Raw genomic sequence first — 23,642 nt, 5'->3', positions numbered from 1 at the left:
AGCGGTTATGAATATAGTTTTAGCTTCTAGCGAGGCATTTCCCTTTTGTAAAACAGGCGGGCTGGCGGACGTGGTAGGTTCTTTAGCTAAAGAGCTTGCCAAATATAAAGGCAACAAAGTTGTTTTGTTTCTGCCGCATTATAAGGATATTAACAGAGTGGCGTCGCTTAAAGTGGTGCCCGGCACGTTCTTAATACCCGTGGGCGACCGTTTGGAAAGCGCGTCTTTGTCTTACCTTAACTGGGGTTCTGTTTTAGTATTCTTTATAAACAACGCCAAGTATTTTGACCGCCGCGGTTTTTACCGTAACGAAACGGGCGACTTTCCTGATAACGACGAACGCTTTATTTTCTTTTCCCGCGCTGTGCTTGAGTCATGCAAATATATAGGCTTTAGGCCTGAGGTTATACACGCCCATGACTGGCAGGCGGGTTTGCTGCCGGCTTACCTTAAAACCGTTTATAAAACGGACGCTTTTTTTACCCGCACCAGAAGTTTATTTACCATACATAACATGGCTTACCAGGGCAAATACCCGTACTCCGCTTTTGTAAAAGCGGGCTTTTACGGCGTGGATTATGTGCCCGAAAGGTTTGAATATTACGGCGGCATAAGCTACCTTAAAAGCGGTATTGTGTACGCTGATTTTGTTAATACCGTCAGCCCTAACTACGCAAGAGAAGTGTCTGAGTCGCAAAAAATGGGCTTTGGCATGGAAGGCCTGCTTAAATACAGGGGCGACACGTTTAAAGGTATACTCAACGGTCTTGATATAGGCGTGTGGGACCCTGAGCATGACCCGCTTACCCCGTTCGCCTATGACAGCTTTTCCCCGGTAAAGGGGAAAGCCTCCTGCAAACAATTTTTACAAAAAATGCTTGGGCTGGAGCAAAACCCCAAAATACCTTTAGTAGGTATAGTTTCCAGAATGGACTACCAAAAAGGACTGGACCTTATACCCGGCGTAGTAGAAAAAATGAAAGGCAAAGTACAGTTTGCCGTAGTTGGCACAGGCGATAAAGGCATGGAACGCGCGTTTGTGTCACTGGCTAAAAATAATGTAGGCAGCGTGGCGTATGTGTCTAAGGTTGATGAAGACCTGGCGCATAAAGTTTACGCCGGTTCAGACATGTTTTTAATGCCGTCGCGTTTTGAGCCGTGCGGCCTCAGCCAAATGATTTCCATGCGTTACGGCACGGTGCCTTTGGTGGCCAATGTTGGCGGTTTGGTGGATACGGTAATTGAGTATAACGGCAAAACCCCGAAGGCGACAGGCTTTTTTATCCACTCTTTTAGCGAGACTGGGATAATAAAAACTTTAGAGGGCGCCATGCAGTGTTTTGATGATAAACGCGTGTGGGGCCTGCTTGTTAAAAACGGTATGGAGACTGATTTTTCCTGGACAAAAAGCGCCCAGGAATACCAGGATTTATACAAAAAAATTATTTCAAAGTAAGGGGAAAGTATGAAGAAAATAGCAGCGGTACTTGCGGTATTATTTTTAGTAAGCGGCCTGGCATACGCCCAGGAAGCCAAAAATATTATTTTGATTATTGTTGACGGCGGCGGCCCGCAGGAATTTGGCTTTTTAGCGCAGTACGCCAGGTACGCGCCCAACTCACCGTATGCCGACAAAACATCTAACCTGGAAAAGTATTTTAATAAATCCAACATAGGTTTAACTCTTACCAATACCTACGCTACATTGGTTACAGATTCGGCCGCGTCAGGCACGCAGATTGCCACGGGGCATTACACATTGCCCGGCGCGGTTGGCATGGATTATGACGGTAAAAAAGTAGGTTCTATTTTAGAGGCCGCGCGTGAAGCGGGTAAATCAACAGGCCTTATCACAACCGTTTATTTACAGGATGCTACGCCGTCTGTTTTTGCCGCGCACCAGATTAACAGGGGCCTTAAAGACGCCATTGCCAAAGACATGCTTAACGCTAATGTTGACGTTATGCTTGGCGGCGGCGCAAAACACTTTAGGCCGTTGTTTAACGATTTTAAAACCAACGGTTATGCAGTGGCCCAGACAAAAGAAGAATTTTTAAATTTACCTACCGAAAAGGGCAGCAAGCTTTTAGGCGTATTTGCGGAAACAGAGTTACCATATGTTATATATAAGGATAACAACGTGCCGACATTAAAAGAAATGACCGAAAAAGCCTTAACACTGCTCAGCAAAAATGAAAAAGGCTTCTTTTTAATGGCGGAAGCCGGCAAAGTAGACTGGGTGCTGCACGCTAATGACGCCGCGTCTACACTGCACGAACTTTTAGAATTTGACGAAACTTTAGGTTATGTTATGGACTGGGCGGCCAAGCGCAACGACACTCTTGTCGTGCTTACGGCAGACCATGAGACAGGCGGTTTTGGCTTTAACTATTTTAAAGTAAAAGGCGAAGCGCTTGAAAAGGCCAAAGCCAGCGGCGAAGTGCTTTACGATAATAACAACACAAACTACGTGCACCCAACAGTGTTTGACGCTCTTATGCAGCATAAAGCGCTTTACTACCACGCCAATGATAAATTTAATTCACTGCCTAAAAAGCAGAAAAAAGAAAAAATGTTAGCGCAAATATTTTCTGAAACAACAGGGCAGGAGCTGCCGCAGTATTTATATAAAGGATGTAAAGATATTGAATGCGTGGCAAAACGCTATGATAAATCTTTAGGCATAGTATGGTCAACGGGCGCACACAGCGCTACGCCGGTTGCGGTAGCGGCCTACGGCCCTACGCAAGACTCTTACAATGGCTTGTACCATACAACAGATTTAAACAAAAAAATGAGAGCCAGCCTTGGTGTAAAATAGGGGTTATATGAAAGAAAGTAAAAAAGTAGCTGAGTTAGAAACTTCTCTTCAGGCGTGCAGGGTGGAGCAGCGCGTTTCGCGCGGGTATAAAAGAGTATTCTTTTTAACCTTGCTTATTGCTTTGCTTATGCAGTCTTTTTGCTTTTTTTACATGCAGGCCCGCCAGGTAAGTGACGTGCTGCACGGGGATTTTAAAATAATTTTAACTTTAAACTCCGCCCTTACGGCGCAGCGTGTTAATGAAATAGGCGAGGCGCTGTCTAATAACGGCGACGTGCTAAGCTTAAAGTTTTTATCGGCGGACGACGCTTTTGAACTTATTAAAGAGCAAAACCCGCGTTTGGCCGAAAACTTTGTGTTTTTAGGCCGCAGGCCGATGGCGGAATATTTTGAGCTTACTGTAAGCGACGCCGTGCTTTCAGACATAGACACCTGGATAGCCGACAATATTACCGCGCAAATACCCGATGTTACGCATTATTACAAAAGCAGCGCGGCCTCGGCGGCGGCGTACTCAAGCAGGCTGATAAAATTTTTAAATTTGGTAGCGGCTATGATGCTGGTGGTGCTGTTCTCCTTTGTACTATTTGTAGAGGGTTACAGTATAAAAACGGTGGAGTCACGCTGGGGCGCGGCGTTTATAGCGCTGCTGTCTTACGGCATTTCTTTTGGCGTTTTTTACCAGCTGCTTTTGCCGCTTAAAGAAGTTGGCGGCGGGTTTTTTATTTTTACGATAGTAGAAATACAGTGCATAATAGCTTTAGCTGTAGCCTTAACGGGCTGGGTGCTTTCTAAATGGAAAAGATTTTAACTTTTATTTTACTGCTGGCGTTATTTACACCTGCGTGGGCGGACCCTTCGCAGAGTGACCTTAGCGCGTTAGAAATAAAAGCAAAAGAAAAAGAAGAAGAACTTAAAAAATACCAGGAAGAAGAAAAAAAGCTTAACCGCGAACTTTCCACCTTAGAAAAGCGGCAGGTGCAAACGCAGCAGCTTATTAATAAAATTGAGTACGATATGAACATTGTTGAGCGCAGTAAAATTACGGCGGCCAACAAAAAAGAAGCGTTAGAGCGTTCGCAGCCGGTGTGGGAAAACTCACTTGAGAAAGAGGCCGAAATTTTTATTACCCAGCTACTTGCGGACTGGAACTATTTTGACAGCGACGATATTGCAACAAACGTTTTAATTAACCGCGCGCTTGAAAAGAAGTCGGCGTTTACATCAGAGCTTAAAAAAGAAAATAAAATAGCGCAAGATAAAATAGAAAGCTTTGAGGAGCGCAACAGGCGCCTGCAGCAGGAAAACGAAAAGGTGGCCCAGCAGCGCTCACTGCTTACAAAAGATTTTCAGAAGGTAAAGGTTGACCTTAACGTTAACAAAAAAAAGTACGACGCGGCCAAAAAAGAACTGGAAGAGCTTAACAAATCCGCTGAGGAAATGAAAAATTTACTTAGCGCGGCCGAAGAAAAACGTAAAAAAGCCGCCACTAAAGAAGCCAAGGCCAAGGGCGACACACAAACACCCGTTGTTAAGGCTGAGATTGACGTAAAGAGGAACACTTTACCGCACCCTGTCAGCGGGGAAGTTTTTAGCAAATTTGGCAAAGAGTATAATAAGAATTTAAATACATGGATTTTCCGTGACGGCGTAAAAATTGGCGCAAGAAAAGGCGAGACTGTTTACACCGTGGCGGAGGGCACAGTAATATACGCGGGCGCATTTAGAAGTTACGGCAACGTTATTATTGTTGATCACGGCAAAGGCTTTTTTACTATATACGGTTATTTAAACAGGATAGACGTGGATAAGGGTGATACTCTGGGTTCCCGCTCTCCAATTGGCGTGGTGGGCGTGGATAATTACCAGGGCTCTATGGGTACGGGCCGTACGGCTTTATACTTTGAAGTGCGCCAGGGCGCCACAGCGGTAGACCCGGAACTTTGGCTGGAATAAATTTACTTTTATTATAAGGATAAACAATGAACAAAAAATTTAATAAACAGGCAATTTTGCTTACAGTAGTATTTTTCTTGGGGACGCTGTTCCCGCACGCTTATTCGGCCATAGATTCAGGCCTGCAAAAGCTTAGAACATTAGTCAATGTTTTGGATTATGTAAAAAATAATTACGTAGAAGACACCAAAACCGAAGACTTGGTAAACGGCGCTATAAAAGGCGTTATGGGCAGCTTGGATTTGTTTTCAGAATATCTGCCGCCCAAAGAATATAAAGAATTACAGACAGGCACTAAGGGCGAGTTTGGCGGCGTAGGCATACGTTTAACGCAAGGCGACGGGTATTTGGAAATTTCTTCACCCATGCCCGGCACGCCCGCGTTTGAAGCAAAAATAATGCCTAAAGACAGAATTATAACTATAGATAACGCCGATGTAAAAGATTTAACTTTAGACGAAGCGGTAGAAAAAATGCGCGGCAAGCCAGGTACCAAAGTAAAACTTACAATTATGCGTAAAAAAGCCGACAGCGAAGATTTTGAAACATTGCCTGTATTTGTTTTAAAGCGTGCCAACATCGTGCCCGAAGTTGTTTATTATAGAATGCTGGAAGATAATATAGGCTATATATATGTAGTGGATTTCTCCGGCCATACTATGGAAAAGCTGCACAAAGCGCTTAAAGATTTGCAGGCCAAAGGTATGAAAGGCCTGGTGCTTGACCTGCGTTTTAACCCCGGCGGCCTTTTGGGCGCGGCGGTGGATATGGCGGGCGTATTTATAGGCGATGAAAAACTTTTAGTTTATACGCAAGGCAGAAGGGCGGAATACTACCAGGAATATAAAGCGCCGTCAAAAGCGCAGTACAAAGATATACCTATGGTAATGCTTGTTAACGAGGCCTCCGCCAGCGGCAGTGAGATTGTAGCGGGCGCGTTGCAGGATTATAAACGCGCGGTAATTGCCGGCGCCAGAACATACGGCAAAGCCAGCGTACAGCAGGTGCAGCCGCTTAACGACGGCAGCGCCATACGCTTAACCATAGCGCATTATTATACCCCGCTTGGCCGCCTTATACACCGCGACCATAAAGATAAAAAAACCAAAGACACCGGCGGCATTTTGCCTAACGTTCTTATCAAACCCAACTCTGATGACATAGCGCAGATATATACAATGTATAACATGGCGGTGCATACGCCGGGTAAAGCAACAGAGTACGCTAAAGTTAACGACGAAGCTTTAGATGTAGCCAAAGACCTGCTTAAAGATAATGCTAAATTTGAACTGGCTTTAGAGGGCAAATACGAACTTCCTAAAAAAGAAGAAAAAAAGGAAGACAAAAAAGATTCTAAAGAAACAAAAGAAGAAGAAGTAAAAAAATAAATATGAAAGAAAATATAACTATACTTGGCATAGAAACCACTTGTGACGAAACTTCCGCCGCTATACTTAAAGGCGGCAGCGAGCTTGTGTCAAATATAGTGCACAGCCAGATAGATATTCATAAAAAATACTGCGGTGTAGTGCCCGAGCTTGCCAGCCGCGCCCACGCCACAAAAGTGGCCGAGGTTGTTAAAGAAGCGCTTGGCACGAGCAAAATAGATATGGTGGCCTTTGCCAGCGGCCCCGGCCTGCCCGGCGGGCTTATGGTGGGCAGAGTAGCGGCTGAGACTGTGGCCACTCTTTACAATGTGCCCGTTATTGGCGTTAACCACCTTGAGGGCCATTTGTTTGCCTGCGAATTTGACGTAATTGACGGCAAAATAAAAGCGGCAAAAAAACTTGAATTTCCACTGGTAGCATTAATAGTTTCAGGCGGACATACTGATCTGTGGTACGTAAAAAATTACGGTGATTATAAAATGCTGGGCCGCACGCGCGACGACGCCGCGGGCGAGGCTTTTGACAAAGTTTCTAAGCTGCTTGGCCTTGGCTACCCCGGCGGGCCTGTTGTAGCTAAAGAAGCGTTAAAGGGCAACCCGGACGCAATAAAATTTCCGCGCCCTATGATGCCCGGCACGTTCGAATTTTCTTTTAGCGGTATAAAAACGGCCGTCAGCTATTACCTGCGTGACCATAAGGATATTAATAAGGCCGACGTTTGCGCAAGCTTCCAAATGGCTGTGGTGGAAACGCTGGTGGCAAAAACTTTTCAGGCGGTAAAAAAGTATAAAGTAAAAAATGTCGCAGTAGGCGGCGGCGTTGCCGCTAACGAACTTTTAAAACAAATGATGACCGCCCGCGGGCAGAAGGAAAATGTAAAAGTATCTTTTGTGCCAAGGGCATTATCATCAGACAACGGCGCCATGATAGCGCTGGCGGGATTTAAAAAAGTCATGTTTTCTGGTAAGATGGATAGTAATATAAAAATAAATCCTAATATGGTTGTAAAAAACTGGGAGTAGCATGTTACTATGGATGATGCCGGACTCCGGCTCAAACACAAAAAAAGATTTTGAGAGTTTTATAAAATCATTTAAAAGCAAAAACCCTGACATACAAGTTAGGGTTGAGTATATTACACGCCATAATTTGTGGAACAAACTTTTTTTAATGCGCTTTGAAAACAGCGGCGAGCAAATGCCCGACATTATTGAAGTGCCGCACAACTGGACACCGTTTTTAATAGCCACCAATCTTATAGAAAACCTTTCCGTATTGGACCCGTCTTTAAGTTTAAATAAATTTTTAGCGCCCTTAATACCGCACTGTTATAAGGCGGGCACCAAAGATATTTACGCGCTGCCGTGGTGGATGGACGTTATGGCATTGCACTACCGCACAGACCATTTAAAAAGAGTAAGCGATGACCCCGTTAAAGATTTAAATACTTGGGAAGGCTTTCTTAACATATGCGGTAAGCTTAAAGAAGAATTTGCCGGTGACCAAAATTATTTTCCGTTGCAAAATAGCGACTGGCGCGGCAGCCTTTCCGTACGCAGTATTTTACCTTGTATTTGGGGCCGCGGCAGCGACTTGTTTGCAGAAAACGGCGAAAAGAGCTGTTTTAATGATATGCAGTTTGTGCTGGGTATGGAAGATTACATAACTTTAGCTACTAAAAATTTTATGCCCGTGCTGCGTGAAAAAGGTTCGCTCGGCACCATGGTCAGCGGGCGCGCAAGCATGTTTATGACGCGCAGGCAAGGTATAAGTTTGTTTGATTCCAAATCAAATAAGCTGGAAGTTAAAACGCTGCCGGTACCTTCAACAGGCGGCGAACATATATCATTTTTATCAGGTATAAACGTGGTGGTTAACCGCAAAAGTACTAAAAAAGAAGAAGCGCTTGAGTTTATAAAATGGCTTATGCAGCGCGAAAACCAAATTAAGTATTCCACCATTATGGAAGTGTTCCCCTCAGACGAAGAAAGCTTTGATGAGTTTATATTTTCATCGCCCGTGCGCATGCAAACATACGCCAAAATTATGGCCAGCGCCAGAACGGTAAGCACCAACCTTGTTACGGCTACCGCAACTAAAATTCTTAATGAAGTTCTGGACCGTGTGGCGTCTGAAATTATTAAAGGCACCTACACCCGGGATATTTTACTGGAACAGCTTTACCGCGCCTCGGTAGAGGCGGATTATTTATTGGATTTGTACGGCAATTAAACAGGATTAACATGTTTAAAAACAAACATAAACCAAACGCGCAGCTTTATTATTTTCATAAAGAACTTAACCAGTCTTTTAAAGACACGTTTTCTCTTTTAAATAAAGCTTTGCCGTTAATGCAGAAGATTCTTGAATTAGACAGAATTTATTTTTTTAACTGGTCTAAAGAAGATGATATGCTGGCGCTAAGCATGTTGTGTAAAGACGGCGAATGCTTTGACATGCAGGAAAATATTTCCACAATTACCCAGGCGCAGTTAATGAAAGAGCTTGTTATGAAAGGCTACGCCGTTTCCAACGAGCTCAGCTACCCGGCGGTTTACGTTCTGCTTAAATGGAAGGCGCCCGGCATTTATGAACACGGCGACACCGCGCAGTCCATGCGCATGCGTTACGGTGTGCTGCGCCTGGAGCGTTTTTCAAAATCTAAAAAGTTTACGCCAAAAGATATTGACCTTGTGCTTGGTCTGGCAAGCGAGCTTTCGCACAACATGATTAATACTGAAATTGACCAGGACAACGCCGAACGTCTGCGCCTGGCCACCAAACTTAACGAGCTTGCCACAGTGTTTGCCAACTCAATGCGCTTTAACGACGCTATCGAAATTATTTTAAAAGGCGTGCAAAAAACTTTTAAATTTGACCGTGTAAGAATGTATCTTTTTGATTACAAAGGCGAACATGTGCGCGCCATGTTAAGCACGGACATCGCGGGCAACGTTGTGCGTAAAGAGGGGGAAATCCCCGCAGAAGAAGTACGCGCGGTAACAGAACAGGAAAAAGATTTTAATTCCCGCGTGCTCAGCCTGCCGCTTAACGTAAGCGGTAAGCGCGTTGGCATTATGATTTTTGACAATTTACTTTCCAGGCGCGTTATTACGGCGCTGGATTTTTCGCACGTAAAACAGTTTGCCGCGCAAATAGCTTTGGCCATAGATAACGCCGTTTTGTTTGAGCGCGTGCAGGATTTATATAATTATGACGAGCTTACCAAACTGCCCGTAAGGCGTTACTTTAACGAAAAACTTTCTGAGGAAATTTACCGCTCCAAACGCTTTGAGCTTACCATGTCCGTTATCATCATAGACATTGACCATTTTAAAAATATCAACGATACTTTCGGCCACCACACCGGCGACATTGTGCTTAAAAAAATAAGCGAGGTTATTTTAGGCAGCCTGCGCCAGACAGATTTTCCGTGCCGTTACGGCGGCGACGAAATTATGATAATGCTGCCCCGCACCAGCGGCAACGAGGCCAAGTTTATAGCCAAGCGCATAGCCCAGCGCGTGCGTGAGGTAGAACTTTCTACGGAATATACAAACGGGCAGGAATACGGTTTGTCCATTTCGCAGGGGATAGCGGTTTTCCCGCAGGACTCGCGCGACGCCATAGATTTGTTTAATAAGGCCGACCGTGCTTTGTATTACGCCAAAAATAAAGAGCGCGGCACCTACGCGTTGTATAACGAAATCCCGCTTGAAGACAGGTAGCCGTCCATACTTGTATTCTACCGTAAAATCTAAAACACTCGTTTCTTTTTCATAAAAAATGTAGGGGCGGAGCTTGTCTCCGCCCCGCTGTCACCTAGTTTAACGGGTGGCAGATAATGGCATGCAGCGCTTTAAGCGGGCGGAGACCAGCTCCGCCCCTACAGTTTTTTGTGTAAACATGTTGGCGCCAAAACAACAATACTTTTTAGATATGATAGTTTGCCGGCAAAACAAGTTGTGTCCATATTTTCTCCCTTTTGTAAAGGGGAGTACCCGCAAAGCGGGGGAGGGGTTTATATATAAAAAGTCTTCTTAAACCCGCTTTGATCTTATATAATAATCATTAATGGAATAAAAATAATTACAATTATTGTTGACAACTGTGAAAAAAGTTGTCAGAATCTATTAGTATGGTTGTATTGTATAATGTATTTGTATAATTTCTTTGAAGTAATAAATGATTTTTATTCGTAAAGTTTTAACAGGTTTTGCGTTTACAGTGTAGTATGTTTCTGTTGGTAAAGCCTGCAATCTAAAATTAAATAGGTTTATGGTAAAAAAAATGATGAGTAAAACAAAAACAAAAACTTCCTCAAATTTACTTCAGAAAAACTTGCTTTATAAAGTAATTTTTTCTTTAATCCTAACAACGTTGTTTACCTACGCCCAAGCGCAAAAAGCCGTAATCGGCGACGTATACGTGGCTTACCCCAGCCAATCCGGGAATATCGCGCTTAACTACTGTAACGGCAGCATTCCTGTTACAGGCGGAATTGATGCAATAAGAAGTTTTTATGAAAAGGCCATTGCCCCGGTGTCTTCCACAGACCCAACCGTAAACTCGGCGTTAATAGAATTTGACAAACCTTTTAATTGGGGCGCTTCCGCCGGACCGGACGGTGATACCGGTTACAGGTACCCCAACCATTGTTTATATCTTTGTATGGATATACAGTGTTCCAGTTCAAGCAGCCCTTCAAATCCCTCACCTTCTTTTCCTATAGAATCAGCAAGGTTTGAAATTTTTAAATTTTTAGAACAAAACAATCCTAATAACGAACAGTCTTCTCCGCCAATCAGAACAATGCAGATGTTTCCTACGACAGGTGCATATAAATGCGCTGGTTACCAGTGGACATTCGCTGCTACAGGCGAAGTTTCTAATACCTCTATTAGACCGGATTTATCTGGCGGTGGCTATCCAACCAACTTGACTTGTAACGATGGTGGTGCTTGTACGGAAACCAACGGCACGAAAATTGATGATTCATCTAACAAACTTACTTTTTGTACAGCGTGGGACGGTTCTTATAATTTTGACAGTGAATTTGCCAAAACAAACGGTACATTTGGTATAAGGGCAAATATTCAATCCTCATACCAACCGCCCCCAACTCTGTCTGAATCTCCTATAGAAATTAACCAGACAGCCACCTACCCCGCCGCTAACCAGCAGCCTATTATGGTTGACGTTACGGACGTGCACTCAGTGCGCGCCACACCTACGGTGGTTGGTAAGTTGGACGCTGTTTTTGCCCAGCCTTATGACATTAAATACAGGCTAAGCAAAGACGCGCTGGTTACCATGAAAATTTTTGACGGCAGCAGGCAAGTACCTATAATTACGGACCCTGCCACATCCGGTTACAATGCCGCGTATTTAAAAAGAACTTTAATACAGAACGAGCCGCGCCTTGGCGAACGTTCACCTGACGGCGGCCAGACATCTGACAACAATAACGTCGCTTTAATTGAAGTAGAACATTGGGACGGCCGCGATGATACCGCACGTTTACTGCCCAGGGGCAACTATTTAGTTTCCACCGTAGCCACCGCCACGGACGAATGGAATACGGATACGGCCAGAGAAAAAACGTATCAAATTTCACTAGACCCCCTTAAAATTACTGATATTCAGGAAATAGGCCTTAACAAGCAATCCACAGGCATTGCCCAGGTTAACTATCTGTTAACAGAGGCTGCCACATCATACTTTAGAGTATACCCCCCGGGTACAACTATTACAGATATGTACACCCCCGGCACAGGCAAAGGCACACCCCCGGCAGTCAGCGTGGGCGCCGCCAACTATATTTACAGCTCTACAGAGCAAAAAGGTTCCAGAGAGACAGTAAACACCAAATGGGACGGCACCTGTAATAACCCTAACGGTTGCACATTAGAAACCATAGCGGATTCTACCTCTATAAAGGTGTACGCTAACGGCGCTTCTATAGTGGCGGCAGATAATCCGGTTATGTGCGCCAATTCCTCATGTGACCTTAATGCCAGCTTTGCCAAGGACGCCCAGTTCCCCGCCACGTCATACGCGGGCGCAGCTATAAGCATATGGAATAAGGTTGGTTACGGTTCCACATTGCCCGCAGGTTCCACAGCGGCAGAAGCCACGGCGATACTTTTAACAGTACCGTCAGGCGATAATTACACAATAAACGACAAATGTCTTTCCGCCAACGGCTGCGCTTATGAAAAGACATATGTTAACAACGCTTCAATCCCGGCGGGTACATGTAATTATGACATGGGTTGTACTATTACAAATGTAAGGTCAGCCACATTACCTTATGCGCCCACAACAGTAAATGTTGGCTATGGCGCGACGTACACTTCACAACTTTGTTACAGCACAGCAGGGTGTAAACTGCAAAACGCCTATACTCAAGGTTCTACAATAACAGCGGCGGACCCTATTATAAGGTCTTCCTACGTTTCCAGGCAATATGCCGCAAACGCTGATATCAGCGGTTTAACCTGCGGGCAGTCCCCTTATTGTAAGGTATCTTCAACAATAGCCAGCGGCGCGGCGATACCGGCCAACAGCTATTGTAACCAGGCCACCTGTAACGCGGACTCTATCTTTACCTTTAATAATGGTATACCAATACCGCTGCCGGCCACCTGCCAGTCAACGGAATGCCAGATACTTACCACAACAGGTTCCGCCACAACGGAAACCAAAAACTACGCCTATGGCCAGTACGTGCCGGACGGCGACTATGTGTACGTGCTGTGGGCGGAAATACCGTACGCCAGCACCTATACCAATATGAACGGCGATAGGTTTGACGGCGTAAAATCCCGCTTGTACCACAACGGTATTTTACCTGTTAACCGCGGGCAGGTAGACATTAACATACAGGCTATTGAATACGCTACAATAGGCTCCAGCCCTATTGCCTACGGTTTAGACCCGTTTGTATTCAAATACACCATTTCACGCGACGCGCCAACAACGGTAACTATTAAGAACTCGGCCAACGTAACAGTAAAAACATTGGCTAAAGACCAGCAGACTGTTGAAAAGCAGGTCAATACCTTAACCTGGGACGGTATAGACGATTACGGCCGTTACGTGGCTGATGGTACATACGTTCTTGAAATTACCGCTAAAGACCCAATATTTACGGATATTATATATTCAAGAAAATCGCTCTTTCCTGTGGATTTATTTAGGGTAGTGGACGTGACCGATACCCCGCTGCTTTCAGACACTCTGTCAAAAGCGACATTATCATATTCGTTATCTAAGGTAATGGACGTATCAGTATATATATATGAAAAAGGTACTGTTATACCTAATGATAAGACAGTGGCCTGGCCCCCTGTTGACGCGGACGGCAGAGTTAATGCCGGCGTGTCGGTTAACGCCATGCCTATCAAAACATTTAGAGGCACCAGACCCGGCGAGGGTAATGCAAGCGTAGAGTCATGGGACGGCACGAGAGACGCTGACTCCAGCTTTGTATCAGACGGACAGTATCCTTATATTATAGTAGCCCGCCCCGCGCAGGAAGCTACAATATACTATGACCAGGACGCCAACCCCATACTGCCCGCCAACTTCGCGGGTAACGCGCCTGCCGACTTAACTTTACCTGCCGGCAGCAGAACCGGCGGTTACGGCGTAATTTATTCTACAGACCATCCTACAGGCTACATAACAGTAGCGCGCGGTCCCGTATACTTCTTAGACGAAGTTACAATAACAGCGGCCAGCCCGCAGTTGGTTAACTCCACAGGTACGGCAGTAAGAATACCGCCTTATACAATTAACTTTACCCCGTCACGTACGGCCAAGGTAGATATTGACGTTCTTTCACCTAACGGTAAAGACTGTTACGGCAACTATGTGTCGGGCAATGACAGAGAAGTTTGCCGCGTACTTAGAGACACAGGCTTTAACGAATATGGCGAACAAAACATTTACGAGGGCAACCTGCTTGCTAAAGTACAATGGGACGGCAGAGACGACAGAGGCAACTATTTAGCATCAGGTCTTTATACTGTAAGGCTGCGCGCTAACGGTTATCCGTTTGCCGTTAACTCACCTGTATATACAGGTAAGATGACGCTTTGTACTGAATCAGGCACAAACTCTACCTATAATAAGTGTACTACGGCGCAAAAGCAGCTTATAGGAGTATGCCCCGACGGTAAAGACGGTGTGTGGGACGCTACCAACCCGTCAGACCGCAAGATTATATGCGACTACAATTATGAAGTAAGAGTAGAAGTGCCCATAAACGCCAATATCTTCCAGATTTACGACAGAGACATTGAAGTAATATCTGAACGTAACCAGGCGGGCGCATTCTTCTACCAGGCTTCAGTGCCTATGAAGGTTGCTATACAAATATTTAAACCGGGCACACGTATTAACAACTATTCTACCGGTGAAGTAATCGGCCCGGATGACCAGACAGCCGCTACCTTATATTGCGACGAGGTTACAGGTGTGCCTAAAAATTGTGCAACCAGCGAAATAGACGATCCTGCGACCGTAGGCACAGGCTGTTATCTTACAGGCGCTGCAGGCAGCGGGCAGCAGGCAATTTACTGCCCCGGCCCCAACGTGTCCTCAGAGCGTGATCTGCTGGTTAAAGCAATTGTGGGTATGAGGCCCAACGCTGTTTCTATACAAGAAGTATGGGACGGTAAAGACTTTGCCATGCAAGACGTGCCGGACGGCACTTATCCTTTCAGGTATGTTACCACGGCTGAAGATAACAGCACGCACATAGACAGCTTTTACGGTGACATCTCAGATACCAAATACATTGCTGACTGGAGCGTGTTTGGCAACATGGTAGGCTGGTTTACCGTGGCGCGCGGCGACGGAAGATTTGTATGCGAAGACTTTAAAAAAGCCACAATCTTCTACCCCAACCCGTTCAGGGCAAATACAGGTAAGTTTGAAGTAACCAAAATACCTGTCCCGGGCGAGTTGACTATTAAGATTTACAACATAGCGGGCGACCTTGTCAGAACAAGCGGTTACCAGTGTACGGACGTAAATAACAACACTATAACGGTGGGCTCGTCTATAGCCATTAACCCTGACAATAATATCAAGGACGCCACCAAGCAGACAGATGACTTTACTAATCTGAGAAACGCGGCCTTACGCTGCGAATGGGACAAGAAAAACGACCACGGCAAAACAGTTGCCAGGGGCGTATACTTGGCCTTGATAGACTTTAAGGCAACAGGCGGCGGCAAGGAATATTGCCAGAAAGTTGTCAAAATCTTAATACCATAGGTAAAATAAAGAATATGAATAAATACTTTAAAAGATTAGTTATTTTGACAATACTGGCAATGTGCTCCACGGCACTATTTGCTAAGGACAGCAAGTGGGCTGGTACCAGCGCCAGCGCGTTCTTAAAAATACCCGCAGGCAGCCCCAGGGCGCAGGCTTTGGGCAACGCTTACGCCTCTTTGGCAGAGGGCGCGGACGCTATTTACTGGAACCCGGCCGGCCTTTCAACAGCCACTACCAAAGAGGTTCACGTTTCATACCTCCAGTGGATTGGCGATTATAAAGCCAGAACGCTTGCCTTTGTGCAGCCTATGGGTAAAACCATAATAGCTTTCTCAGGCAACTACATGGATATTGACGGCTTTGAATGGAAAGACGAACAAGGTATCCCTACCTCTGAGGGTGTTAACGGCGACGTTAGAAACTTTGTAGGTACGGTATCCATAGCCAGAGGATTTTTTGACAATATCCTGCAACTGGGCGGTACGTTTAAATATGTTAACGAAAATAACGTAGGCGAACATTACAATAATATAGCCTTTGACGTAGGCGCTAAATTAGATTTTAACAGAGTGGGCTTAGGTTTTGCCGCTGTTAACCTTGGCGACAGCGATGAAGTGCCCACAGGCCTTAGAGGCGGCGCGCACTTTAAAACCAAGTACTACACCATTGTCGGCGAAGTTATAAAATATACCGACTACAAACTGCAGTACGGCGTAGGCTTGGAAATACATATACCGGAAGACCTGTTACAGGTTGCCCGTTTTGACCTGCGCGCGGGTTACTACTCACGCGATAAAGCTGGTATTAACGAGGACTCTTGGACAGAATCTTTAGGTTTGGATAAAACAAACCAGGTATCATTCGGTTTTGGTTTATACAGCAACGAGATCTTTGGCTACGGTACGTCAATTGATTTCGCTATGACGCCTTTTGGCGCGCTGGGCACGGTGTATAACGTGTCTGTAGGCTTACAGTTTTAATAACGGTGAGTTATGGTGTATGGTAAAACATTAAAAAATAAAAAGGGCCAGGCCGCGGTAGAATATATACTTGTAACGGCGTCACTTTTTATTATGTTTATTATGTTTTACGTTTTCTACACCAATATTGTTCCCGTACAGTTTGAACAAGGCGCGCGTGTAATATTAACTGTGTATGAGCCCAAATAAATTTGTTTTAAAATAGAGTGATTTAAAAAGTAAACGGAGGACGTAAAAATGAAATTAATAGTTAAAATGCAGGTTGCCTTAGCGCAGCTTAAAAACAAAAAAGGGCAAGGCACGGTAGAATACGCCCTTATGTTAGCGGTTATCGTCGGTATCGCTCTGGCGGCCGGCCTTGCTTTGAAACAGTTCATGCCTGAGCTTTTCGAAAACGTCAAACAGAGAGTGCTTGGCGGGCTTGGCGGCATCTAATTTTGCTTATGATACGCAGACGTGGCGGGCAGACAATTGTTGAGTTAATGCTTGTTCTCCCGGTTTTCATGTACATGCTGTTTTTGGTACTGGAACTTGGCAACATAGCATACCACACCATTTTGGCCCACCACTCTGCGTATGAAATGGCAAGAGTAGGCGCGCTTGTAGGCGTAAGAAGATTAGGCGGACCGACGGATAAGAGTTATGTGGACTCTAAGCTTAAAGAGCAGGTGGCGTTAATATTTCAGGCTGCGCAGCTTAAACCCACGTTTACAACAGCGGTAAAAAGAACAAGTTTTGACCCTCAGATATCGGGCAACGCGCACCCTAATGAGGACCTTATAGTAGAACTGACGTACCCGGTAAGGCTGATATTCCCGGGCACAAACATAGTGTTTGCAGACCAGCCAAAACGCGTGGGGATAAAGTATCTTAAAGCCACGGTAAGAATGCCTGTGGAAAGAAGGCATATTAACTAAATTTGTAAATTTATATTTGGAGTAAGGAGTGAGTTAAAATGAAGAAACTAATGCCGATAATTGTTGCGGTAATAGCAGCAGTTGTTTATATGTTTATTTTATCATCTAACCAAAAAAGATTTCAGGAAGACAGCAATATAGAATCAGTAATTGTTGCCGCCAGGAATTTGCCTGAGAGAAAGGTTATTGCCAGGGGGACCTTATGTTTGTGCAGGTGCCCAGCAAATATATACAAAAAGACGCGTACCTTTTTACTAAAGACTCCGATATAACAAAATTAGAAAATAATCTTGTTACCAAAATAGCCATACCCACCGGCAACCAGGTGACCAAAGCGGCATTAACGTCACTCAGCGCGGAGGCGGGGCTTTCCTCTAGGGTGCCGCCCTTATGGAGAGGTTTTGTTTTAACGGACGTTCCGGCCGCCGTAGCCAACCTTATTAAACCGGACGATTGGGTGGACATACTGTTAACATTTGAGGTTAACACAAAAGCGGGCAACAGAGAAAGAATTACCGCTACAATTTTACAGAGAATAAAAGTTTTAGGCGTAGGCAGTGATTTAGGCCAAGGTATGGACGCTGCGCAGTTAAGGGCGACACGTGACAGCAATTCAGCGGCGTCGGCTTTTTCAGATTCTTCCGCAATCAGTCTTGCCTTGGACCCCAGAGACGCGCAGTATTTGGCTTTGGCCAAGTCCGAGGGCGACATTACGCTGGTTGTAAGAAACGCGACAAACACCGGTATACATTCTATTCCGATAGCAAGTCTTACGGAAATGTTTAAATAATAACAGGACACTACAATGAAAAATAAAAAGCTTCTATCTAAAATATTCTTAGCGTCTTTAATAGCGCTGCTTTCTGTGCCAAGCGCCTATGCGCAGCGTAAGACTGACCTTATTTCAGTAAGCGCCGACATAGTTGAAATCAGCGGTTCGCTGCAAAATACCATAGGTTTTTCATGGTACAATATCATAGACTTTGCCGAAAAGGAAATACCGGGCATACTGGAAATAGGTTCCTTTGAGAGAAAAACAGCGCTTAACACCAGGCTTAAATTTATGGAAACAGAAGGTAAAGCGCAGGTTATCTCTAACCCGAAAATTGTTACCAAAAACGGCGTAAGCGCCAACATTTCCGTAGGCGGCCAAATACCTATGCCTGAGGTCAACTCACAGGGCGTGGGCACATCGCTTAATGAATACGGCGTTATGTTAAACGTACTTCCTACAATTATTAGAGAAAGGGGCAATATTATTAACCTTTCCGTAGAGTTAGAAGTTTCCACGCCGGACTACTCAAGAGTAGTTGTGGTAGGCTCCACCACAATACCGTCTTTTAACAAAAGAACAATTAAAACACAAGTTGAGCTTAACAGCGGCGAAACGCTGGTTATAGGCGGCCTTAAACAAAGCAATATTAACGTATCTATAGACAGAGTGCCGTTACTTGGCAGACTGCCTTTAATTGGCCTGCTTTTTAGAAGTAAAGATAAAACGGAAGAACAGAGATCGCTCTTCTTATTTGTTACAGTAGAAATTGTGGAGTAACCCGGTATGGACATGGAACAAGGCAAAAATGAAGGCAAAATAATAGCATTTACCGGCCCTAAAGAGGGTGCAGGGCGCACTACCCTTTTGCTCAATTTAGCCGTGCTTTGGGCAGGGCAGCAGAAGCGCCCGGTGCTTATTGTTCCGTTAGACCCTTTAGCAAGACAAGAACATACATTTTATTTAGATATCAGAACGCCTGTAACGGTGGCTGATATTGTTAAAAGTTTAGGTTCCACCACCATAGCGGTGGCGGGCGGGCTGCTGCGCGGTAAAATATCTATGTCGCAGTACGGCGTTGGCGTTATGCCCCTTGGCAATACCAGGCCGCAGGTTTCAGCCATTACGCCTAAGCTTATTATGCCTATACTTTCCAGGCTTTCGCAAACTTTTGATATATTTTTAGATGTGGATTCATCTTTCCCCATGCAGTCTTTCGCGTTTGATATTTCAGACAAACTTTTTTGGGTCACACAGGCCACGCGCAACCATTTAAACACAACGGTTAAAATGTTTAACGACTATAAGGAAATGAGCTTCCCCATGGAGCGCATGGACGTTGTGTGTAATATGTACGACCTGCCGGGCTCCATACCGCATGAGGAAGTGGACAAATTTTTTACAAGTTTAGGTAAAGACGTTTCAGTTTTTCTGCCGTGGGATGACAGTGTGATGGCGGCGTCTAACAGGCGCGAGATAGAGGCTATTACCAACCCGCAGTCACAATGGGTTAAAGACGGCCTTAGAATTTTAATTGAAAGAATTAACAGCGCTGCCCCCACTCTTAAAGATTGGATGACCAGCGTAAGCGACGAGGAGTTTACCCAAGCCTCTAAAGACGTATGGAACGCTGTTGTGGGCGGCGGCGCCTCGGGCGCGGCCATGCCTACATTTAAGCATGACGCTGAAAGTGAAGACGAAGAAAAAATGTCTTTCTGGGACGAGCTTAAAAAGAAAGTACACAAAGACGTTATTAAAACGCTGGAAGTGGAAAGAATTGTAATTAGCGACGAAACCAACAGCGAGCAAACCAGAAAAAGAGTTTCCGATATTATTGAAGAAATTTTACAGCGCCAGGCAAACTTACAGTTTTCAAGAGAGCAGCGCGTAAGGTTTGCCACGGAGTTATTGGACGAAATTTTAGGTTTAGGCCCGTTGGAAGGCTTGATGAGGGACCCGGGCGTAACAGAAATCATGGTTAACTCTTTTGACAAAATTTTTATTGAACAAAAGGGTAAACTTACGCTTACCAAATACAGATTTAGAAATAACGACCAGGTTGTACAGGTTATTAAAAGAATCGTGGCCCCGCTGGGCAGACGTATAGACGAGTCCGTCCCGCTGGTTGACGCGCGTCTTAAAGACGGCTCGCGTGTTAACGCTATTATAGCGCCGCTTGCTGTTTCCGGCCCGTCGCTTACTATAAGAAGATTCTCACAAAAACCTTTCGGCCCGGAAGATTACTTCCGCTTTGGCACCATTAGCCGCGAGTGTATGGAATTTTTAGAACAGTGCGTTAAAATAAGAAAGAACGTTATTATTTCCGGCGGTACCGGTACCGGTAAAACCACATTCTTAAACGCTTTGTCCAGTTATATTCCGTCTGACGAACGTATTATTACCGTGGAAGATACCGCGGAACTCAGGCTGCAGCAAATACACTGGATTTCGCTTGAAAGCAGGCCGGCTAACATTGAGGGTAAAGGTGAAATTACCATTAAAGATTTAGTTAAAAACTGTCTGCGTATGAGACCTGACAGAATTGTAGTTGGCGAGTGCCGCGGCGCGGAAGCCTTGGACATGTTACAAGCCATGAACACCGGCCACGACGGTTCTTTGGCCACAATTCACGCCAACACCCCAAGAGACGGTCTTACCCGTCTTGAAGCTATGTGTATGATGGCCAGCGCGGAGCTGCCTATTTGGGCTATTAGGGAAATGGTGTCGTCAGCTGTTAACATGATAGTACAGCTTTCCAGGTTTTCTGATGGTTCCAGAAAGGTTACGCATATTACAGAGATAGCGGGCCAAAAAGACGGCAACATTGTTACTAACGACCTTTTTAGATATACCCAAACAGGTATTAACGAGGAAACCGGTAAAGTGGAAGGCTTTTTCGCTCCTACGGGTAATAAGCCGTTATTCTTTGATGAATTTAAATCTAAGGGTATAAATATACCTGAAGAAATGTTCGCGCCGCAGGCACCGTCCGCGCCGCAGCAATAGGTTAATTAATGAAAAAAATATTATTCTTAACGTTATGCGCCGTTTTACTCAGCACATTTGCCAGGGCCGCCGCTTTTAGCAGTGAAGAGCAGCGCATAGTTTCCTGCGCGCGTGAAAGAACATATATTTTATACAGGTTTTTAGACCCTAAAATACCGGTCGCCAACAAGTCTTACACATTATCATCAGCGTGCGGCGGCAGCGAGGATAAACCCATTACCCCGCCGCAGTGGCTGCTTACCGAGCTTCCCAAAATGGAAGAACGCGCCGTAGCGTTTAACCAAAAAGACCAAAAAACGCAGAATGAAGCGGACGTATGGATGATAGCCTTGGCCAACATTATTGAGTATTTAAAAAATACCGAGCAAATGTTTGACCCTAAGTATATTTCCACGCCGGACAAACTGGCGGATTCTTACATGAAGCAGCGCGCGCAGTTTGTGTCTTCAATAGACAAGCTTAACACGCCTATTAAAGTGGGCAAAACATCTTACAGCGTAAGCAATTCTTTTGAGGGCAGAGCCAGAAGTTTAATACCTACCTTAGAGCTTATTAATAATGAAATGGACTCTACCGTTTCAGCGTTCGCGGGTTCTTCAGTAGAGCGCGAGGATAAGTTTAGATTATCGGCCGTTGCCGTGGCTATGCTTGCAAACAACTTTTACGGGCAGTTTTTTATGGACCCGCTGCCTCTTGTCCCCGATCCTAACTCCTACACCCAGCTTAGAACACGTAATAATTTTGCTCTTATTTTAATGATGATAGGCACCGTGGTGGTATTTTTTGGCACGCTTTATTACATAATGGAGACTGAGGACCAAATCAGCGCTTCAATAGATAAATATATGAAGCGTACCAACACCTGGGCGGAAGATTTTAACAGGCAGTTTATAGCTGTTAACGTTAAATATATTGTTATAGGCACGGTGCTGTTCTTCGCGTTTTTTGGTTTACTCTTTGGCTTTGCGATGGGCGGGTTTACCGGTGTTATAGCGTTTTTAATTGTTACGGGCGTAGGCGTATATCTTGGTAAAAACATGCCGGGTTTTGTGCTTAAGAGGATGAAGCAGTTTAGAGGCAGCAAAATAAGTTCGCAGCTTATGGACTCTCTAATTTTACTGTCTAACTCACTTAAGGCGGGTATGGACATTGTGCAGGCTTTTGAAATGGTTTCTAAAGACATGAAACCGCCTATATCGGACGAGTTTGGCCTTGTTATTAAAAACTACCAGTTGGGCGCGTCGTTTGAGGCAGCGCTTGAAACTATGGAAGACCGTATAGAAAACAGAATGTTGTCCTACATGATTAAAGCTATTATTTTACAGCGCCAGGTGGGCGGTAATTTAACAAAGATTTTTGAACGTATAGTTGAAACAATCAGAGAAGAAAGTAAGTTAGAAGATAAGCTTCAGTCCATGACGGCGCAGCAGAGAATACAGTCCATTGTGGTCAGCTTGATGCCGTGGCTGATGGTGGGTGTTATGTTTCTGTTCAGGCCGGACGAAATGTTTGCTTTTTATTCCACGGGTATCGGGTTCTTTCTGCTGCTGTTCTGCTTTATCTGGATTATGATTGGTATGAAGATGATCAGCAAAATTGGGGAGATAAAGGTATAACTTATGACAGTATTTCTTAATATTTGTTTACTTATAGGCGTGTTTGCCACATTCGTGGCCGTCATAATGATTTTCAGCCCCGAAGAAAAGGGCATGGAAGTCACGGACATTCAGGCCAGGCGCGCTAAAGCCACGTCCAGCTTTGCCTCTATTAAAGAGAATACTTTATGGGGTAAATTATGTTTGTATGTTTTAGAGGCTTTTAAGCTGGAAAAATCGCTTGAACAGCAGCATCTTTTACTTGGCAGCCCCGAGAAACCTTTGCCGGTGGATTTATTATACCAAAAGATAGCGGGCGCCATATTGTTGCCTATAATTACATTTTTATTGTTTCAAAGCATAGTGTTTTCATTTATATGTATACCGTTGGGTTTTTATATTCCCACGGCTTTAATTAATTCTAAAATACAACAGCGCCAGCGCAATATTTTGGGCAACTTTTCTACCACGGTTGACCTTATGGCGCTTATTATCGAGTCCGGCCTGGACTACATGACGGCTGCGGACAGAATTATAAAAATAGCCAAAGAAAAAACAGTTTTAGAGGAAGAGCTTGAAAAAATGCTTCAGGAAGTTAAACTGGGCTACTCCAGGCGCGAGGCGCTGGAGCGTCTTGCCGCCAGAACAAACGTGCAGGAAATACGCTCGTTTGTGGGGCTTATTATACAGTCGGACGAGCTGGGTACAAGTTTGGTAGATTTGTTAAGAAATTTCTCTATAGACTTACGTTTTAGAAGGTTAAATAAAGCGGAAAAGCTGGCCGCGCAGGCAAGCACAAAGATGTTGATGCCGTTATTTTTATTTATTTTTCCTACGGTTTTTATTTTAATTTTAGCGCCTATGGCCAGCAGTCTTATTTCAAGCGGCGGCATAGGTTTTTAACATAACTTTGAGG

Annotated in this window: 18 protein-coding genes; all 18 read left to right on the top strand. The window is 44.7% G+C overall.

The annotated features are described in order from the left end of the window. Positions 1-7: 7 nt before the first annotated feature. Positions 8-1,456, top strand: coding sequence for a glycogen synthase (locus tag AAIR98_RS08680; protein WP_423971799.1), 1,449 nt, complete (start codon positions 8-10; stop codon positions 1,454-1,456). Between the two features lie 9 nt (positions 1,457-1,465). Beyond that, positions 1,466-2,821, top strand: coding sequence for an alkaline phosphatase (locus tag AAIR98_RS08675; RefSeq protein ID WP_423971798.1), 1,356 nt, complete (start codon positions 1,466-1,468; stop codon positions 2,819-2,821). Between the two features lie 7 nt (positions 2,822-2,828). After that, the gene (locus AAIR98_RS08670) at positions 2,829-3,632 is read left to right on the top strand and encodes a cell division FtsX domain-containing protein (RefSeq protein WP_423971797.1); all 804 of its coding nucleotides are present in this window, start codon (positions 2,829-2,831) and stop codon (positions 3,630-3,632) included. After that, the gene (locus AAIR98_RS08665; RefSeq protein WP_423971796.1) at positions 3,617-4,777 is read left to right on the top strand and encodes a murein hydrolase activator EnvC family protein; all 1,161 of its coding nucleotides are present in this window, start codon (positions 3,617-3,619) and stop codon (positions 4,775-4,777) included. Before AAIR98_RS08670 ends, AAIR98_RS08665 begins: the two co-directional genes overlap by 16 nt. 26 nt (positions 4,778-4,803) lie before the next feature. Beyond that, positions 4,804-6,165, top strand: coding sequence for a S41 family peptidase (locus AAIR98_RS08660; protein WP_423971795.1), 1,362 nt, complete (start codon positions 4,804-4,806; stop codon positions 6,163-6,165). Between the two features lie 2 nt (positions 6,166-6,167). Continuing rightward, on the top strand, positions 6,168-7,187 hold the full coding sequence (gene tsaD, locus AAIR98_RS08655) for a tRNA (adenosine(37)-N6)-threonylcarbamoyltransferase complex transferase subunit TsaD (protein ID WP_423971794.1): 1,020 nt from the start codon (positions 6,168-6,170) through the stop codon (positions 7,185-7,187). A gap of 1 nt (position 7,188) precedes the next feature. After that, positions 7,189-8,397, top strand: coding sequence for an extracellular solute-binding protein (locus AAIR98_RS08650; RefSeq protein ID WP_423971793.1), 1,209 nt, complete (start codon positions 7,189-7,191; stop codon positions 8,395-8,397). Between the two features lie 11 nt (positions 8,398-8,408). Then, positions 8,409-9,893 (top strand): sensor domain-containing diguanylate cyclase, encoded by a 1,485-nt coding sequence (locus AAIR98_RS08645; protein ID WP_423971792.1) that lies wholly within the window; start codon positions 8,409-8,411, stop codon positions 9,891-9,893. 550 nt (positions 9,894-10,443) lie between these two features. Next, on the top strand, positions 10,444-15,453 hold the full coding sequence (locus AAIR98_RS08640; RefSeq protein ID WP_423971791.1) for a FlgD immunoglobulin-like domain containing protein: 5,010 nt from the start codon (positions 10,444-10,446) through the stop codon (positions 15,451-15,453). Between the two features lie 14 nt (positions 15,454-15,467). After that, entirely contained in the window at positions 15,468-16,436 is a 969-nt protein-coding gene (locus AAIR98_RS08635) for a UPF0164 family protein (RefSeq protein WP_423971790.1), read from the top strand. Between the two features lie 12 nt (positions 16,437-16,448). After that, positions 16,449-16,625, top strand: coding sequence for a hypothetical protein (locus tag AAIR98_RS08630; protein ID WP_423971789.1), 177 nt, complete (start codon positions 16,449-16,451; stop codon positions 16,623-16,625). A 48-nt stretch (positions 16,626-16,673) separates the two neighbouring features. Beyond that, positions 16,674-16,871 carry a class III signal peptide-containing protein gene (locus tag AAIR98_RS08625; protein WP_423971788.1) on the top strand — a complete coding sequence of 66 codons (198 nt, stop codon included), beginning with the start codon at positions 16,674-16,676 and terminating at the stop codon, positions 16,869-16,871. Between the two features lie 8 nt (positions 16,872-16,879). Continuing rightward, entirely contained in the window at positions 16,880-17,353 is a 474-nt protein-coding gene (locus tag AAIR98_RS08620; protein WP_423971787.1) for a TadE family protein, read from the top strand. 202 nt (positions 17,354-17,555) lie between these two features. Next, positions 17,556-18,143, top strand: a complete 588-nt coding sequence (gene cpaB, locus AAIR98_RS08615; protein WP_423971786.1) for a Flp pilus assembly protein CpaB — start codon at positions 17,556-17,558, stop codon at positions 18,141-18,143. A 15-nt stretch (positions 18,144-18,158) separates the two neighbouring features. Continuing rightward, positions 18,159-18,905, top strand: coding sequence for a type II and III secretion system protein family protein (locus AAIR98_RS08610; RefSeq protein WP_423971785.1), 747 nt, complete (start codon positions 18,159-18,161; stop codon positions 18,903-18,905). Positions 18,906-18,911: 6 nt separating this feature from the next. Next, entirely contained in the window at positions 18,912-21,131 is a 2,220-nt protein-coding gene (locus AAIR98_RS08605) for an ATPase, T2SS/T4P/T4SS family (RefSeq protein WP_423971784.1), read from the top strand. An 8-nt stretch (positions 21,132-21,139) separates the two neighbouring features. Next, complete coding sequence (locus AAIR98_RS08600; protein WP_423971783.1) at positions 21,140-22,747, top strand: type II secretion system F family protein; 1,608 nt, start codon at positions 21,140-21,142, stop codon at positions 22,745-22,747. A gap of 3 nt (positions 22,748-22,750) precedes the next feature. Further along, positions 22,751-23,629 carry a type II secretion system F family protein gene (locus AAIR98_RS08595; RefSeq protein ID WP_423971782.1) on the top strand — a complete coding sequence of 293 codons (879 nt, stop codon included), beginning with the start codon at positions 22,751-22,753 and terminating at the stop codon, positions 23,627-23,629. Positions 23,630-23,642 lie beyond the last annotated feature (13 nt).

The organism is Elusimicrobium simillimum (genome assembly GCF_049639735.1).
Taxonomy (GTDB): domain Bacteria; phylum Elusimicrobiota; class Elusimicrobia; order Elusimicrobiales; family Elusimicrobiaceae; genus Elusimicrobium; species Elusimicrobium simillimum.
Note: the sequence above shows the minus strand (reverse complement) of the source record. Positions and strands in the feature narration are given on the sequence as shown.